Raw genomic sequence first — 13,500 nt, forward strand, 5'->3', positions numbered from 1 at the left:
GGGTGGTGGCGCCGGGGGAGCGATGGGTCACCATGTGGGGGTGGCAGGAGAGAGCAAAGGCATGAGGGGCCGGCAGAGCGTACGGGACATGGTCCTGTCGATGCTGGCGGTCGGCGTCGTGGTCTGGGTCGGGTACCTGTTCCTTCCGCACGACGCGGACGGCGACGGGGTGCGGACGGTCGAGTACAAGGTGGCCGCGACCTCGGCGAAGCGCGCGGCGCCCTACCCCCTGCTCGCCCCCGAGGGCCTGCCCGCGCAGTGGCGGGCCACCTCGGTCTCGTACAACCCGGCGTCGCTCGGCGGCGGCAAGGGCAACGCCTGGCACCTGGGCTTCGTCACCCCCTCCGGCCAGTACGCGGCGGTGGAGCAGAGCGACGCCCCGCGCGACGAGGTGCTCGCCGCGACGGTGGCCGGCGGCAAGCCGGACGGCGTCTCGGAGGCGGCCGGCCGGACCTGGGAGCGGCTGCAGGGGACGAAGTCCCGCGCGCTCACCGTCCAGGAGGGCGGTGGCACCACGGTCCTCACCGGGACCGCCTCCTACGAGGAGCTGGCCGAGCTGGCGCGGGCGCTCAAGTAGCGCTCCCCGCCGGGCGGGGCCGCAGGACGTGCGGCCGGCCGCAGGCGGTCCCCCGGACGACGAGAAGGGCCCCGCAGTGGTGTGCGGGGCCCTTCTCTCGTCTCCGTCGGGATCAGACGGTGGTGACGACCTGCTCGAAGGAGAGGCGCGGGGAGCGCGGGTACCAGGCGTTCTCGCCCGGCTTGCCGATGTTCACCACGGCCAGCACCGAGTGCTCGCCGTCGGCGAAGAACTCCTTGTTGATGCCCTCGGCGTCGTAGCCGGTCATCGGGCCGGCGGCCAGGCCGGCGGCGCGGACGCCGACGATGAAGTAGCCGGCCTGCAGGGCGCCGTTCATCTGGGCGGAGGCCTCGCGGACCGGGCGCTCGGCGAAGAACGCGTCCTTGGCCTGCGGGAAGTGCGGGAAGAGGGTCGGCAGCTCCTCGTGGAACTCGTTGTCCACGGCGAGGATGGCGGTCAGCGGCGCAGCGGCGGTCTTGGCCTTGTTGCCGTCCGACAGGTGCTGGACCAGGCGCTCGCGGCCCTCGGCGGAGCGGACCAGGACGACGCGCAGCGGCTGCTGGTTCAGGGCGGTCGGGCCGAACTTGACCAGCTCGTAGATGGCCTGGATCTGCTCGTCGGAGACCGGCTCGTCGGTGAAGGTGTTGGCGGTGCGGGCCTCGCGGAACAGCAGGTCCTGGGCGGCGGCGTCGAGAACCAGGGCGTCGGTGGTCATGCTTCTGCACCTCATGGGGAGGAAGGAACGGGGTTCGTCTCGCGTGAGCGGCTCTCGCCGATCACTGGGTCCCAACATGGGTGAACTTTCAACTGTTCCCCGATGCGAAGGTGACGTGCGTCACCTTCCGCCCGCGACTCCCCGCTCCGGGCCCCGCCCGGCTCCCGCTCCCCGGCCCCGTGCCGCGGGCCTCACTCCCCGGGCGTCGCGCCCGCCGGACCGTCCTCCTCGGCGGCCAGCGCCGCGTCCAGCCGGGCCCGGGCGCCGTCCAGCCAGCGCTGGCAGACCTTCGCCAGCTGCTCGCCGCGCTCCCACAGCGCCAGCGACTCCTCCAGCGAGGTGCCGCCGGTCTCCAGCTGCCGGACCACCTCCAGCAGCGCGTCCCGCGCGTGCTCGTACCCCAGCGCGTCGTCCGCGGTGGGGGCCGCGGCCGGAGACGTCGTCGCGTTCTGCTCCTGATCTGCCATGGGAGCCAGCGTAGGGGCCCGGACCGACAGAACGGACGCCCGGCGCCCGGCCCCGTCGGCCGGTCCCGTCCCCGGTCCCCCGGCCGGACGGGCCCGGCCCGCGGCTACTCCCCGGAGCCGCCGGCCGCCGTCACGTCGAAGCCGCCGCCCGCGACCCGCGCGTGCAGCCCCTCGCCCGCCGCGACCTGGGCGGGATCCGTCACCACCGTGCCGTCGCCGCGCTGCAGCACGGCGTAGCCGCGCTCCAGGGTGGCCGCCGGGGAGAGCGCGACCACCCGGGCCAGGGTGTGTCCGAGGTCGCTCTGGGCGTGGTCCAGCCGGTGCCCGAGGGTGCGCCGGGCCCGCTCCACCAGGCCGGCCACCTCCTGGCCGCGCCCGTCCAGCATCCGGTGCGGTGCGGCCAGCACCGGACGGCTGCGCACGCCGTCCAGCCCGTGCTGCTCCCGGTCCACCCGGCCGACCACGTGCCGCCGCGCCCGGTCGCGCAGCTGCCGGATCCTGGCCAGCTCCTCGCCGACGTCGGGGACCACCCGTTTGGCGGCATCGGTCGGGGTGGAGGCGCGCAGGTCGGCGACGAAGTCCAGCAGCGGCTGGTCCGGCTCGTGGCCGATCGCGCTCACCACCGGCGTCCGGGCGGCGGCGACCAGCCGGACCAGGCCCTCGTCCGAGAACGGCAGCAGGTCCTCCACGCTGCCGCCGCCGCGGGCCACGATGATCACGTCCACCCCGGGGTGCTCGTCCAGCTCGCGCACCGCCGCGCTCACCCGCTCCACCGCGCTGACGCCCTGCACCGGCACGTTGCGGACCTCGAAGCGGACGGCCGGCCAGCGCCGCCGGGCGTTCTCCAGGACGTCCCGCTCGGCCGCCGAGTCCCGGCCGGTGACCAGGCCGACGCACTGCGGCAGGAACGGCAGCGGCTTCTTCCGGTCCGCCGCGAACAGGCCCTCGCCGGCCAGCCGCCGCTTCAGCTGCTCCAGCCGGGCCAGCAGCTCGCCCAGTCCGACCAGCCGGATCTCGGTCGCCCGCAGCGAGAGCTGGCCGCGCGCCGCGTACCACTCCGGCTTGCCGTGCACGATCACCCGGGAGCCCTCCTGCACGGCGTCCGCGACCTGGTCGAAGACGGCGCGGAAGCACGTCACGGTCAGCGAGACGTCCGCCTGCGGGTCGCGCAGCGTCAGGAACACCACGCCCGCGCCCGGCCGGCGGCTGAGCTGGGTGATCTGCCCCTCCACCCAGACCGCGCCGAGCCGGTCGATCCAGCCCCCGATCAGCGCGGAGACCTTGCCGACCGGGAGCGGTGCTTCGGGGGAGCTGGGGTTGGCCATGCGTACGAGGCTAGCGGCGCCCGCCGACACCGCGCTCCCGCGCGCTCAGCGGCCGACGCCCGCGCCGGAGGCGCCCTGGACGAGGAGGACCACGAACCCCGCCCCCAGCCACACCAGCCCCACCACCTGCGCGGTCCCCGAGGCCTCGTACACCACGGCGCCGATCACCGCCACGCCCAGCACCGGCACCACCACGTGCCGCAGCAGGTCCCGCGAGTGGTGCTTCACCGCGTACCAGCCCACCACCGAGGCGTGCAGCAGGGCGAAGGCGGTGAGCGCGCCGATGTCCACGACCGAGGTCAGCCGGTCGAGGCCGTCGTCCCGGTCGGCCGCCCAGACCGCCGCCACCAGGGTGATCGCCGCCGCCACCAGCAGCGCCCGGCGCGGCACCGCCGTCTTCGGGTCGACGGCGGCCAGGACGCGCGGCAGCCGCCCGCCCCGGGCCATCGCGAAGACCAGCCGGGCGGCGGCGGCCTGTCCGGCCAGCGCGGCGAAGGCCGCGCCGACCGCCTTGCTCGCCGCGACCAGCACGTGCAGCCAGTGCCCGACCCCGCTCTCCACCGTGTCGTAGAACGCCGGGCCCTGGGCCGCCGGGTCGGCCGCCAGCTGCTCCGGGGTGAGCGGCTCCAGCAGCGCCGCCAGGTAGGTCTGCGTCACGAACAGCGCGCCGGACACCACCAGGCACCAGAGCACGGCCCTGGCCACCGCGGCCGAGGCGCCGACCGCCTCCTCCACGAAGGTCGCGATCGCGTCGAACCCGAGGTAGGAGAGGACGGCCACCGAGACCGCCGAGAGCACGGCGGCCGCCGAGAAGTCGCCGACCGCGGTGAACGGCGTCGCCCAGCCGCGCTGCGCGCCGTCCCGGACCAGCACCACCACGGCCGAGACCACGAAGACCGCCAGCACCGCGACCTCCACGGCCAGCACGGCGAAGCCGACCGCCGCGGCCGTCCGCACCCCGGCCAGGTTGAGCGCGGTGGTCACCACCACCGCCAGCGCGGTCCACACCCAGCGCGACACCCCGGGCACCAGCGAGTGCAGCGCGATGCCGGAGAAGAGGTACGCGACCGCCGGGATCAGCAGGTAGTCGAGCATCGCCATCCACCCGGCGATGAACCCCGGCCCCTCGCCGAGCCCGGCCCGCGCGTAGGCGAACACCGAACCGGTCTGCGGCACCGCCCGCACCATCTGGGCGTACGAGAACGCGGTGAACCCCATCGCGACGGTCGCCACCAGGTAGACCGCGGCCACCGCGCCGCGGCTCTTGGCGTCCAGCACCCCGAACACGCCGACCGGGGCCATCGGGGCGATGAACAGCAGCCCGTAGACCATCAGATCGCGGACGCCCAGGCTGCGCCGCAGCCCGCCGGACTCGACTCGCTCGCTCATAGGTTTCACATTTGAGCACTCGTGACCGATTCCGGTCGGAACGCCACTCACGTCGGCGCGGCACGCCGCCGCCCGTACGATGGAGCCATGTCCTCCAACACCGCGCAGCGCCGTGTCCTGCTCGCCGCTCCCCGGGGCTACTGCGCGGGCGTCGACCGTGCCGTGATCGCCGTGGAGAAGGCCCTGGAGCAGTACGGGGCGCCCATCTACGTGCGCAAGCAGATCGTCCACAACAAGTACGTGGTGCAGACCCTGGAGAAGAAGGGCGCGATCTTCGTCGACGAGACGGAGGAGGTGCCCGAGGGCTCGATCGTGGTCTTCTCCGCGCACGGTGTCGCGCCCTCGGTCCACGACGAGGCCCGGGCCGGCAAGCTCGCCACCGTCGACGCCACCTGCCCGCTGGTCACCAAGGTGCACAAGGAGGCCGTGCGCTTCGCCGACGAGGGCTACGACATCCTGCTGGTGGGCCACGAGGGCCACGAGGAGGTCGTCGGCACGATGGGCGAGGCCCCCGACCGGATCCACCTGGTGGACGGTGCGGAGGACGTGGCCAACGTGCAGGTCCGGGACGAGTCCAAGGTGGTCTGGCTCTCCCAGACCACGCTCTCGGTGGACGAGACCATGGCCACCGTCGGCGAGCTGAAGCAGCGCTTCCCGCTGCTGGTCAGCCCGCCCAGCGACGACATCTGCTACGCCACCCAGAACCGCCAGGTCGCCGTCAAGCAGATGGCGCCCGAGACCGACCTGCTGATCGTGGTCGGCTCCAAGAACTCCTCCAACTCCGTCCGCCTGGTCGAGGTCGGCCTGGAGTACGGCGCCAAGGCCGCCCACCTGGTGGACTTCGCCGAGGAGATCGAGGAGTCCTGGCTGGAGGGCGTCACCACGGTCGGCCTGACCAGCGGCGCCTCGGTGCCGGAGATCCTGGTGGACGGCGTCCTGGAGTTCCTGGCCGCCCGCGGCTACGGCGACGTCTCCACCGTGAAGACGGCCGAGGAGCACCTCATCTTCTCGCTGCCCAAGGAGCTCCGCCGCGACCTGCGCGCCGAGGCCGCGGGCAAGCTCTGACCTGCCGAGACGCTCCGCGAGGACCCGGTCGCCCCCGTACGGGTGCCGGGTCCTTGCTGTGCGGGGCGGGTGGGGCTCTCGTAGTTTTGTGCCAGTCACGCACAGCCGTGCACAGGCCTGTGGACAACTTCGGCGGAGGGCAGTCGTCATGACGGCGGTATTCGGTGTGGACATCGGCGGGTCGGGCATCAAGGGGGCCCCGGTCGACCTCGGCCGGGGGGTGCTCGCCCAGGAGCGGCACAAGGTCCTCACCCCGCAGCCCTCGGCCCCGGAGGCCGTGGTCGCCGCCGTCCGCGAGGTGGTCAGACACTTCGACCACCAGGGGCCGGTCGGCCTGACCTTCCCGGGCGTGGTGGTCGACGGCCAGACCAGGACCGCCGCCAACGTCGACAAGGGCTGGATCGGTGTGGACGCCGCCGGCCTCTTCCGCGAGGCGCTCGACCTGCCCGCCGTGGTGCTCAACGACGCCGACGCGGCCGGCCTCGCCGAGACCACCCACGGCGCGGGCCGGGGCCAGGCGGGCGTGGTGCTGGTCCTGACCTTCGGCACCGGTATCGGCAGCGCGCTCTTCGTGGACGGCGCCCTGGTGCCCAACACCGAACTCGGCCACCTGGAGATGCGCGGCAAGGACGCCGAACGGCGCGCCTCCTCGGCGGCCAAGGAGCGGCACGGGCTGAACTGGGAGCAGTGGGCCGGGCGGGTCGACGAGTACCTGGACCTGGTGGAGATGCTGTTCTCGCCGCAGCTGATCGTGATCGGCGGCGGCGTGAGCCGCAAGCACGAGAAGTTCCTGCCGCTGCTGCGCGGGCGGGAGGCCCGGGTCGTTCCGGCGGAGCTGCGCAACGACGCCGGGATCGTCGGCGCGGCCATGGCGGCGGCCCGGGCATCCGCCTGACCGACCGCACCGGGGGTGCCGCCGGACGGGCCCGGGGGGCCGACACCGTCGGCGTTCGGGCGGCGGGCCAGGTCGCGGGCCAGGTCACGGGCCGGGTCACGGGCCGGGTCACGGGCCGGGGAGCGGGAGACCGCCGGGAGCGGCTTCCCGCTCCTCAGCGCGCGCGGTGGATCCGGTGCTGGGCGACGAACCGGGCCAGCACGATCACGGCCGCCAGGCCGGTGCCGGTGAACAGCCAGCCGGCCCGGGTGGCCAGGTTGGTCGCCAGCGCCACCACCTGGGCCGTCACCCCGGACGAGGTCACCGGGCCGAACAGCAGCAGGGCGACGGCGAAGGCGATCGGCCCGCTGATCGGTGCGGCCAGCAGGTCGGCGAAGCGGACCCGGACGGCCAGCTGGAAGCAGACCACCAGGTAGCCGACGCCGAACAGGACGCCGAGCCCGCCGAAGGCCAGCCGGTCGAGACCGGCCACCGCGACCGTCGCCACCAGCGCGGCCACCCCGGTGCCGACCGCCGTCAGCCGGGTCGGCCGTCCGGTCCGCCGCCGCCCGTAGAGCCGGCCGGCGATCCGCGGACCGGTGAGCCTGGGGCCGGTGATCCGGGCCCGCTCCGGCGGGCCGGCTACGGGGCGTAGCCGGGAGGCGGGGCCGCCCTTCCCGGTGCCCTTCCCCGCCGGTCGCCCGCCAGCCTTCCCGGTCGGCTCCTCGGCGGGTTCGGGGGCCCGTCCGGGCCCCGGGACGGCGGCCCCGGCCGCGCCGTTCGGCGGTCGGCGTCTGGGCCCTGGCGGCTGGGTACGGATGCTCTGCTCCACCCACCCAACGTACGGTCCGATCATCGCCACAGTGTGTAATGGGTCCCCGGCGCTTGATCCGTGTCTCCGGACGGAGTACTGGTGTGATCGTCGCTCAACTACCCCGGGGGGACCATTGACCAGCGGTTTCGGCTTCGAACGGCTCCACCACGTGCAGCTCGACATCCCCGCCGGGGCGGAGGACGAGTGCCGTGCGTTCTGGCACGGCGTGCTCGGCATGACCGAGCTGACCAAGCCGCCGGTGCTCGCGGCGCGCGGCGGGTGCTGGTTCCGCGCGGGCGGGGTGGAGGTGCACCTGGGCGTGGTGCCGGAGTTCCGGCCGGCCCGCAAGGGGCACCCGGGCATCCAGGTGCACGACCTGGACGCGCTCGCCGCCCGGCTGGCGGAGCACGGGCACGACGTCGTCTGGGACGACCACCTGCCGGGCCACCGCCGCTTCCACTCCAGCGACCGGCTCGGCAACCGTCTGGAGTTCCTGGAGCCCCTCCCGGCGGCGGTCGGGGCCTGACCGGCTGCCCGTAGACTGGGGGATCGGCCCGTCCGGGGCCGGCCCAACTCCTCCAAGCCCACGGGACTGCGCTTCATGTCGCTCACGATCGGAATCGTCGGCCTGCCGAACGTCGGCAAGTCGACCCTGTTCAACGCCCTGACCAAGAACGACGTGCTGGCGGCCAACTACCCGTTCGCCACCATCGAGCCGAACGTCGGCGTCGTCGGCGTCCCGGACGAGCGGCTGACCAAGCTCGCCGAGATCTTCGGCTCGCAGCGCATCCTCCCGGCCACCGTCGACTTCGTCGACATCGCCGGCATCGTCCGCGGCGCCAGCGAGGGCGAGGGCCTGGGCAACAAGTTCCTCGCGAACATCCGCGAGTCCGACGCGATCTGCCAGGTCGTGCGGGCCTTCACCGACCCGGACGTCGTGCACGTGGACGGCAAGGTGTCGCCCAAGGACGACATCGAGACCATCCACACCGAGCTGATCCTGGCCGACCTCCAGACCATCGAGAAGGTCCTGCCCCGGCTCCAGAAGGAGGCGCGCCTCAAGAAGGAGACCGCCCCCGTCCTGGCCGCCGCCGAGGCCGCCCAGGCGGTCCTGGAGACCGGCAAGACCCTCTTCGAGGCGGGCTTCGACACCGCTCCGATCCGCGAGCTGCACCTGCTGACCGCCAAGCCCTTCCTCTACGTCTTCAACGTGGACGAGGACGAGCTGGCCGACGAGGACTTCAAGAACGCCCAGCGCGAGCTGGTCGCCCCGGCCGAGGCCATCTTCCTCAGCGCCAAGATCGAGTCCGAGCTGATCGAGCTGGACGACGCCGAGGCCCTGGAGCTCCTGCAGGCCATGGGCCAGGAGGAGCCCGGTCTGGCCACCCTCGCCCGGGTCGGCTTCGACACCCTCGGCCTGCAGACCTACCTCACCGCCGGTCCCAAGGAAGCCCGCGCCTGGACCATCAAGAAGGGCGCCACCGCCCCCGAGGCGGCCGGTGTGATCCACACCGACTTCCAGAAGGGCTTCATCAAGGCGGAGATCATCTCCTTCGCCGACCTGGTCGAGACCGGCTCCATCGCCGAGGCCCGCTCCAAGGGCAAGGCCCGCATCGAGGGCAAGGAGTACGTCATGCAGGACGGCGACGTCGTGGAGTTCCGCTTCAACGTCTGACGCCCCGTTCCGTGACCGGGACCGCCCGGCCGCCGCGTTCGTGCGGCGGCCGGGCGGTCGTGGTTCCCGGGGCGCAGGCCCCGGCCGGGGTCAGGCGACGGTGACCGTGATCGTGCCGTCGGGGCCCGGGGTGACGGTGACCGTCTCCAGGGTGGCCGCGTGGGCCGCGGGGCCGTGGGCGGTGGCGCGCGGGCCGATGCCGACGACCGGCACGCCCGCGGCCCTCGCGGCGGCGATGCCGGCCCCGGAGTCCTCGAAGGCGAGGCAGTCGGCGGGTGCGAAGCCGAGGGCGGCGGCGCCCTTGAGGAAGCCCTCCGGGTCGGGCTTGCTGGCGCCGACCGATTCGGCGGTGACCAGGACGGCCGGGACCGGGAGGCCGGCGGCGGCCATCCGGACCCGGGCGAGGGGCTCGTCGGCCGAGGTGACCAGGGCGTGCGGGAGGTCGGCCAGGGCGGCGAGGAAGGCGGCGGCGCCGGGGATCGCGACGACGCCGTCGGTGTCGGCCTTCTCCTCGGCGAGCATCCGGGCGTTGTCGGCGAGGTTGAGCTCCACCGGGCGGTCGGGCAGCAGGGCCGCCATGGTGGCGTGGCCCTGGCGGCCGTGGGCGACGGCCAGCACCTCGGCCGGGTCGATGCCCTGTGCGTCGGCCCAGCGCCGCCAGCAGCGCTCGACCACGGCGTCGGAGTTGACCAGGGTGCCGTCCATGTCGAGCAGGAGGGCGCGGACGGTGAAGGAGGCGGGCGCGGTGAGAGGGGCGGGTGCGGTGAAGGAGTCGGGGGTGGCGGGCATGGGGCGGCTCCTCGCGGGGCAGGTCGTTCAGGACCGAGTAATGTGAGCTGATTGTTTAATAAGGATACAAAAGATCAGCCCAGCAGGTGCGCATTGACCGCGCGGGCCTCCTCGGCCAGCTCGGTCAGCTCCACCACCTCGATGCCGGCCGCCTCCAGCAGCGCGGCACCCTGGGTGTCGGCGACGAAGGTGGCCGGCTCGCGCCAGGCCACCACCACTCGCGGGACGCCCGCCGCGATCAGCAGCCGGGCGCACGGCGAGGGCCGGGAGGCGCGCTGCCCGCAGGGCTCCAGCGAGCTGTAGACGGTCGCGCCGCGCAGCCGGGGGTCGCCGGGCGGGAGCTTGCCGAGCGCGGCCTCCTCGGCGTGGTCGTGCGGATCCGTCTCGCGGCTCCAGCCCTCGGCGAGCACCGTGCCGTCGGCGCCGACGACCACCGCGCCGACCGAGAACGCGGTGGCGGAGGGCGGGCAGCGGCGGGAGAGCCCGACCGCCCGGCGGAGGAAGGCGAGATCGGCGGACGGGCGCGGGTCGGCGGACGGGCGCGGGTCGGTCACGGGCTGGGCTCCTTCGGGGCGTACCTGAGCAGGACGACGTCGCCCACCGTACGGGCCCCCAGCAGCCGCATCCGGCGGCCCGGTCCGCCGGGGAAGGCCGCCGGGCCGACGAACCGCGGCGCACCCGCGTCGCCCACCAGCAGCGGCGCGACCACCAGCTGGAGCTCGTCGGCCAGCCCCTGGGCCAGGAACTGGGTGTGCACCCCGCTGCCGCCCTCCACCATCAGCCGGCGCACCCCGCGCGCGCCCAGGTCGTCCAGCACCGCGCCCAGGCCGACCTCCGCGCCGAGCGCCACCACCTCGGCCAGCCCGTCCAGGGCCGGGCGCAGGACGGCGGCGCCGGTGTCCGTGGTGTAGGCGAGCCGCTCGCCGCCCGTGTGCCAGAACCGCAGCGACCGGTCCAGCCGGCCGCTCGCGCTGAGCGTCACCTTCAGCGGGTACTCCGGCCGCCCGGCCGCGCGCCGGGCGGCCCGCCGCTCCGGGTCGTTGACCAGCAGCCGGGGATTGTCCGCCCGCAGGGTGTTGCCGCCGACCAGGATCGCGTCGCAGGCGGCGCGCTCCGCGTCGACCCGGTCGAAGTCGGCCGGGCCGGAGAGCAGCAGCCGCTCGGGCGAGGCGTCGTCGAGGTACCCGTCGAGCGACATCGCGGCGCTCAGCAGGACGAAGGGGCGGGGGCCGGGCATCGTGGAACCGTCCTCTCGGGTGTCCGTCCACGGTACGGCCCCGGCGGAGGGACGGGTCCGGGCGAGGGACGCTGTTCGCCCGGTGGCCCGCTGCTGTCGGGGCGGCGTTCGCCGACGGGCCCCACCCTGGTCCGGACCTCGCACCGCCCCACGTCGAAGGGCTGTCACCGTGTCCCGTCCGCGTCCCTCCCGCCCGTCCCGCCGTCTGCTGCCGCTCGCCGTCGCGGTGGCCGCGCTGCCGCTGCTGGCGCTGCCCGCCGGTCCCGTCTCCGCCGCGTCCTACGGCACCCCGACGATCACGCTCTCCGCCGGGTACCTGTCCGGCGCGGTCGGCGCCACCGGCGACCCGACCGTCACCGTCACGGTGGCCCAGAGCGGCGCCGCCGCCTCGGCGCTGACCGTGGCCGCCACCGCGAGCACCCGCACCTCGGTGGCCCGGACCGGCGACGTCGCCGTCACCGGCACCGGCACCGCCCGGACCCTGGCGGTCGCCGCGCAGGGCGTCGGCTACACCGACCTCACCGTGAAGGTCACCGGCCTGGGCGGCAAGACCGCGTCGAAGACGCTGCACTACGCGGCCTCGCCGGCGGTGCAGTTCCCGTCCGCGAGCCGGTACCTGACCGGCTCCAGCGACGCCTCGGCGGCGGTGGACGCGGGCGGCGGGTACGTCGTGGTGGCCGACGACGAGTCCAACGTGCTGCGGCTGTACGACCGCAACGCCTCGGGGGCGCCGCTCCGCACCTGGGACTTCGGGTCGGCGCTCGGCGTCTCCAAGGAGATCGACATCGAGGGCGCCGCCCGGGTCGGCGACACGATCTACTGGACCGGCTCGCTCGGCAACAACAAGGACGGCGAGATCAAGGCGGACCGGCAGACCGTGTTCGCCACCACGGTCACCGGCTCCGGCGCCACCACCCAGCTGGCGCTCGCGGGTTCGTACAAGGGGCTGCGCGCGGACCTGATCGCCTGGGACCGCGCGCACGGCGACCGCTACGGCTTCGCGGCGGGCGCGGCGTCCGGCGAGGTGCCCAAGCAGATCGACGGGTTCAACGTGGAGGGGCTGGAGTTCGCGCCGGGCAGCACCACCACGGCGTACGTGGGCTTCCGGGCGCCGCTCGCCCCGGCGGTCACCGGCGGCCGGGCGCTGATCGTGCCGGTCACCAACTTCTCCTCGCTGCCCGGTGGTTCGGTGCACGCGACGTTCGGTGAGCCGATCGAGCTGAACCTCGGCGGGCTCTCCGTCCGCGACCTGCGGCGCAACGCGCTCGGCCAGTACCTGATCGTGGCCGGGTCCTGGGCGGCGGACGACAACTCGGACCCGTACGCGCTCTACCGCTGGGACGGGCAGCCCGGTTCGCAGCCGGTCAAGGTGCTCGACCTGCCCACCACCGACGCGGGCGGCTGGGAGGCCGTGGTGGACGTCCCGGACCTCACCGTCCCCGGCGCGCGGGCGCAGCTGATCACGGACGACGGCTCGGCCGACCTCTACGGCGACGGCACCCAGGCCAAGGACCTCACCCACCCGGAGTGGAAGAAGTCCCGGAGCACCTGGTTCACCGTCAGCTGACCTGCGGCGCGGTGCGATCGGCCCCCGGCCGCCGAGTGCGGCCGGGGGCTTTCGCATGCCTGCGAAGCGTTCGGCATATGAGACGATCCTTCTCGTCATGCGGGACGAGGAGTAGCGTCGGAGGCGTCGAGGAGCCGATCGCACCCGAGGGGGACGCCACCATGACCGCACCGAAGCCCGCCGTCTACACCCACGGCCACCAGGAGTCCGTGCTGCGCTCGCACCGCTCCAGGGGCGTGGCCGACTCCGCCGCCTACCTGCAGCCCGAGCTGCGGCCCGGACAGGCCGTGCTGGACATCGGCTGCGGCCCCGGCACGATCACCGCGGAGCTGGCCGAACTGGTCGGCCCGGGCGGCCGGGTGGTGGCCGTGGACACCTCCGCCGAGGTGCTGGAGGCGGCCGCCCGCCACGCCGCGGGGCGCGGTGTGGGCAACGTCGTCTTCGAGGTCGCCGATGTGCACCGACTGCCCTACGCGGACGGCGAGTTCGACGTCGTCCACGCTCACCAGGTGCTGCAGCACGTCACCGATCCGGTGGGTGCGCTGCGGGAGATGCGCCGGGTCACCGCCGAGGGCGGCGTGGTCGCGGTCCGGGACGTCGACTACGCGACCATGACCTGGTACCCCGAGTCCCCCGAGCTGGACCGCTGGCTGGACCTGTACCGGCGGATCGCCCGGGCCAACGGCGGCGAGCCGGACGCCGGGCGCCGGCTGCTGTCCTGGGCTCGGGCGGCGGGGTTCACCGACGTCACCGCCACGTCCGGCAGCTGGACGTACGCGACGCCCGAGCGGCGCGAGTGGTGGGGCGGGCTGTGGGCCGACCGGATCGTGGACTCCGGCATCGCGCGGACGGCGGTGGCCGAGGGGTACGCGGAGCAGGCCGAGCTGGAGCGGATCTCGGCCGGGTGGCGGGAGTGGGCGGCCGCCGGCGACGGCTGGTTCGCGATGCTGCACGGCGAGGTGCTGGCCCGGGGCTGAGGCGGGGCCGGGACGGGGCCGGGGCGCGG

General features: G+C 74.5%; 13 protein-coding genes and 1 pseudogene. 7 read left to right on the plus strand and 7 right to left on the minus strand.

Annotation, left to right across the window (positions count from 1 at the left end):
* Nucleotides 1–61: 61 nt before the first annotated feature.
* Nucleotides 62–577 carry a DUF4245 domain-containing protein gene (locus OG550_RS22570; RefSeq protein WP_327680308.1) on the plus strand — a complete coding sequence of 172 codons (516 nt, stop codon included), beginning with the start codon at nucleotides 62–64 and terminating at the stop codon, nucleotides 575–577.
* A gap of 112 nt (nucleotides 578–689) precedes the next feature.
* On the opposite strand, the gene OG550_RS22575 is transcribed toward OG550_RS22570, so the two are convergent.
* The 4 genes from OG550_RS22575 to OG550_RS22590 form a co-directional block, all read right to left on the minus strand.
* Nucleotides 690–1,292, minus strand: a complete 603-nt coding sequence (locus tag OG550_RS22575; RefSeq protein WP_327680310.1) for a malonic semialdehyde reductase — start codon at nucleotides 1,290–1,292, stop codon at nucleotides 690–692.
* A gap of 191 nt (nucleotides 1,293–1,483) precedes the next feature.
* A complete protein-coding gene (locus OG550_RS22580) occupies nucleotides 1,484–1,759 on the minus strand; it encodes an exodeoxyribonuclease VII small subunit (RefSeq protein ID WP_327680312.1) in 276 nt (91 codons plus the stop codon).
* 104 nt (nucleotides 1,760–1,863) lie between these two features.
* A complete protein-coding gene (xseA, locus tag OG550_RS22585) occupies nucleotides 1,864–3,084 on the minus strand; it encodes an exodeoxyribonuclease VII large subunit (protein ID WP_327680314.1) in 1,221 nt (406 codons plus the stop codon).
* 45 nt (nucleotides 3,085–3,129) lie between these two features.
* Nucleotides 3,130–4,473, minus strand: a complete 1,344-nt coding sequence (locus OG550_RS22590) for an APC family permease (protein ID WP_327680316.1) — start codon at nucleotides 4,471–4,473, stop codon at nucleotides 3,130–3,132.
* A gap of 87 nt (nucleotides 4,474–4,560) precedes the next feature.
* Between OG550_RS22590 and OG550_RS22595 the strand changes: the two genes are divergently transcribed.
* Both OG550_RS22595 and ppgK read left to right on the plus strand, forming a co-directional pair.
* Complete coding sequence (locus OG550_RS22595) at nucleotides 4,561–5,538, plus strand: 4-hydroxy-3-methylbut-2-enyl diphosphate reductase (RefSeq protein WP_327680318.1); 978 nt, start codon at nucleotides 4,561–4,563, stop codon at nucleotides 5,536–5,538.
* 148 nt (nucleotides 5,539–5,686) lie between these two features.
* Nucleotides 5,687–6,433 carry a polyphosphate--glucose phosphotransferase gene (ppgK, locus tag OG550_RS22600; protein WP_327680320.1) on the plus strand — a complete coding sequence of 249 codons (747 nt, stop codon included), beginning with the start codon at nucleotides 5,687–5,689 and terminating at the stop codon, nucleotides 6,431–6,433.
* 154 nt (nucleotides 6,434–6,587) lie between these two features.
* Here the strand turns inward: ppgK and OG550_RS22605 are convergent, their stop codons facing one another.
* Entirely contained in the window at nucleotides 6,588–7,244 is a 657-nt protein-coding gene (locus OG550_RS22605; protein ID WP_327680322.1) for a DUF6542 domain-containing protein, read from the minus strand.
* A 115-nt stretch (nucleotides 7,245–7,359) separates the two neighbouring features.
* Between OG550_RS22605 and OG550_RS22610 the strand changes: the two genes are divergently transcribed.
* Nucleotides 7,360–7,752, plus strand: a complete 393-nt coding sequence (locus OG550_RS22610) for a VOC family protein (protein WP_327680324.1) — start codon at nucleotides 7,360–7,362, stop codon at nucleotides 7,750–7,752.
* A gap of 75 nt (nucleotides 7,753–7,827) precedes the next feature.
* Nucleotides 7,828–8,901: a redox-regulated ATPase YchF gene (gene ychF, locus OG550_RS22615; RefSeq protein ID WP_327680325.1), complete on the plus strand. Its 1,074-nt coding sequence runs from the start codon at nucleotides 7,828–7,830 to the stop codon at nucleotides 8,899–8,901.
* A gap of 90 nt (nucleotides 8,902–8,991) precedes the next feature.
* Here the strand turns inward: ychF and OG550_RS22620 are convergent, their stop codons facing one another.
* Both OG550_RS22620 and OG550_RS22625 read right to left on the minus strand, forming a co-directional pair.
* Nucleotides 8,992–9,690, minus strand: coding sequence for an HAD-IA family hydrolase (locus OG550_RS22620; protein ID WP_327680327.1), 699 nt, complete (start codon nucleotides 9,688–9,690; stop codon nucleotides 8,992–8,994).
* Between the two features lie 74 nt (nucleotides 9,691–9,764).
* Nucleotides 9,765–10,927, minus strand: a pseudogene (locus tag OG550_RS22625) (dihydrofolate reductase family protein).
* Nucleotides 10,928–11,153: 226 nt separating this feature from the next.
* Here OG550_RS22625 and OG550_RS22630 point away from each other — a divergent pair.
* Nucleotides 11,154–12,494, plus strand: a complete 1,341-nt coding sequence (locus OG550_RS22630) for a hypothetical protein (RefSeq protein ID WP_327684054.1) — start codon at nucleotides 11,154–11,156, stop codon at nucleotides 12,492–12,494.
* 161 nt (nucleotides 12,495–12,655) lie between these two features.
* Entirely contained in the window at nucleotides 12,656–13,471 is an 816-nt protein-coding gene (locus tag OG550_RS22635) for a methyltransferase domain-containing protein (protein ID WP_327680329.1), read from the plus strand.
* The last annotated feature ends 29 nt before the right edge of the window (nucleotides 13,472–13,500 follow it).

This window comes from Kitasatospora sp. NBC_00458 (assembly GCF_036013975.1).
Classification (GTDB): domain Bacteria; phylum Actinomycetota; class Actinomycetes; order Streptomycetales; family Streptomycetaceae; genus Kitasatospora.

Coding starts and splice junctions, on each gene's coding strand:
- OG550_RS22570 (WP_327680308.1), top strand. CDS start 62: ATGAGGGGCCGGCAGAGCGTACGGGACATGGTCCTGTCGATGCTGGCG.
- OG550_RS22575 (WP_327680310.1), bottom strand. CDS start 1,292: ATGACCACCGACGCCCTGGTTCTCGACGCCGCCGCCCAGGACCTGCTG.
- OG550_RS22580 (WP_327680312.1), bottom strand. CDS start 1,759: ATGGCAGATCAGGAGCAGAACGCGACGACGTCTCCGGCCGCGGCCCCC.
- xseA (WP_327680314.1), bottom strand. CDS start 3,084: ATGGCCAACCCCAGCTCCCCCGAAGCACCGCTCCCGGTCGGCAAGGTC.
- OG550_RS22590 (WP_327680316.1), bottom strand. CDS start 4,473: ATGAGCGAGCGAGTCGAGTCCGGCGGGCTGCGGCGCAGCCTGGGCGTC.
- OG550_RS22595 (WP_327680318.1), top strand. CDS start 4,561: ATGTCCTCCAACACCGCGCAGCGCCGTGTCCTGCTCGCCGCTCCCCGG.
- ppgK (WP_327680320.1), top strand. CDS start 5,687: ATGACGGCGGTATTCGGTGTGGACATCGGCGGGTCGGGCATCAAGGGG.
- ychF (WP_327680325.1), top strand. CDS start 7,828: ATGTCGCTCACGATCGGAATCGTCGGCCTGCCGAACGTCGGCAAGTCG.
- OG550_RS22620 (WP_327680327.1), bottom strand. CDS start 9,690: ATGCCCGCCACCCCCGACTCCTTCACCGCACCCGCCCCTCTCACCGCG.
- OG550_RS22635 (WP_327680329.1), top strand. CDS start 12,656: ATGACCGCACCGAAGCCCGCCGTCTACACCCACGGCCACCAGGAGTCC.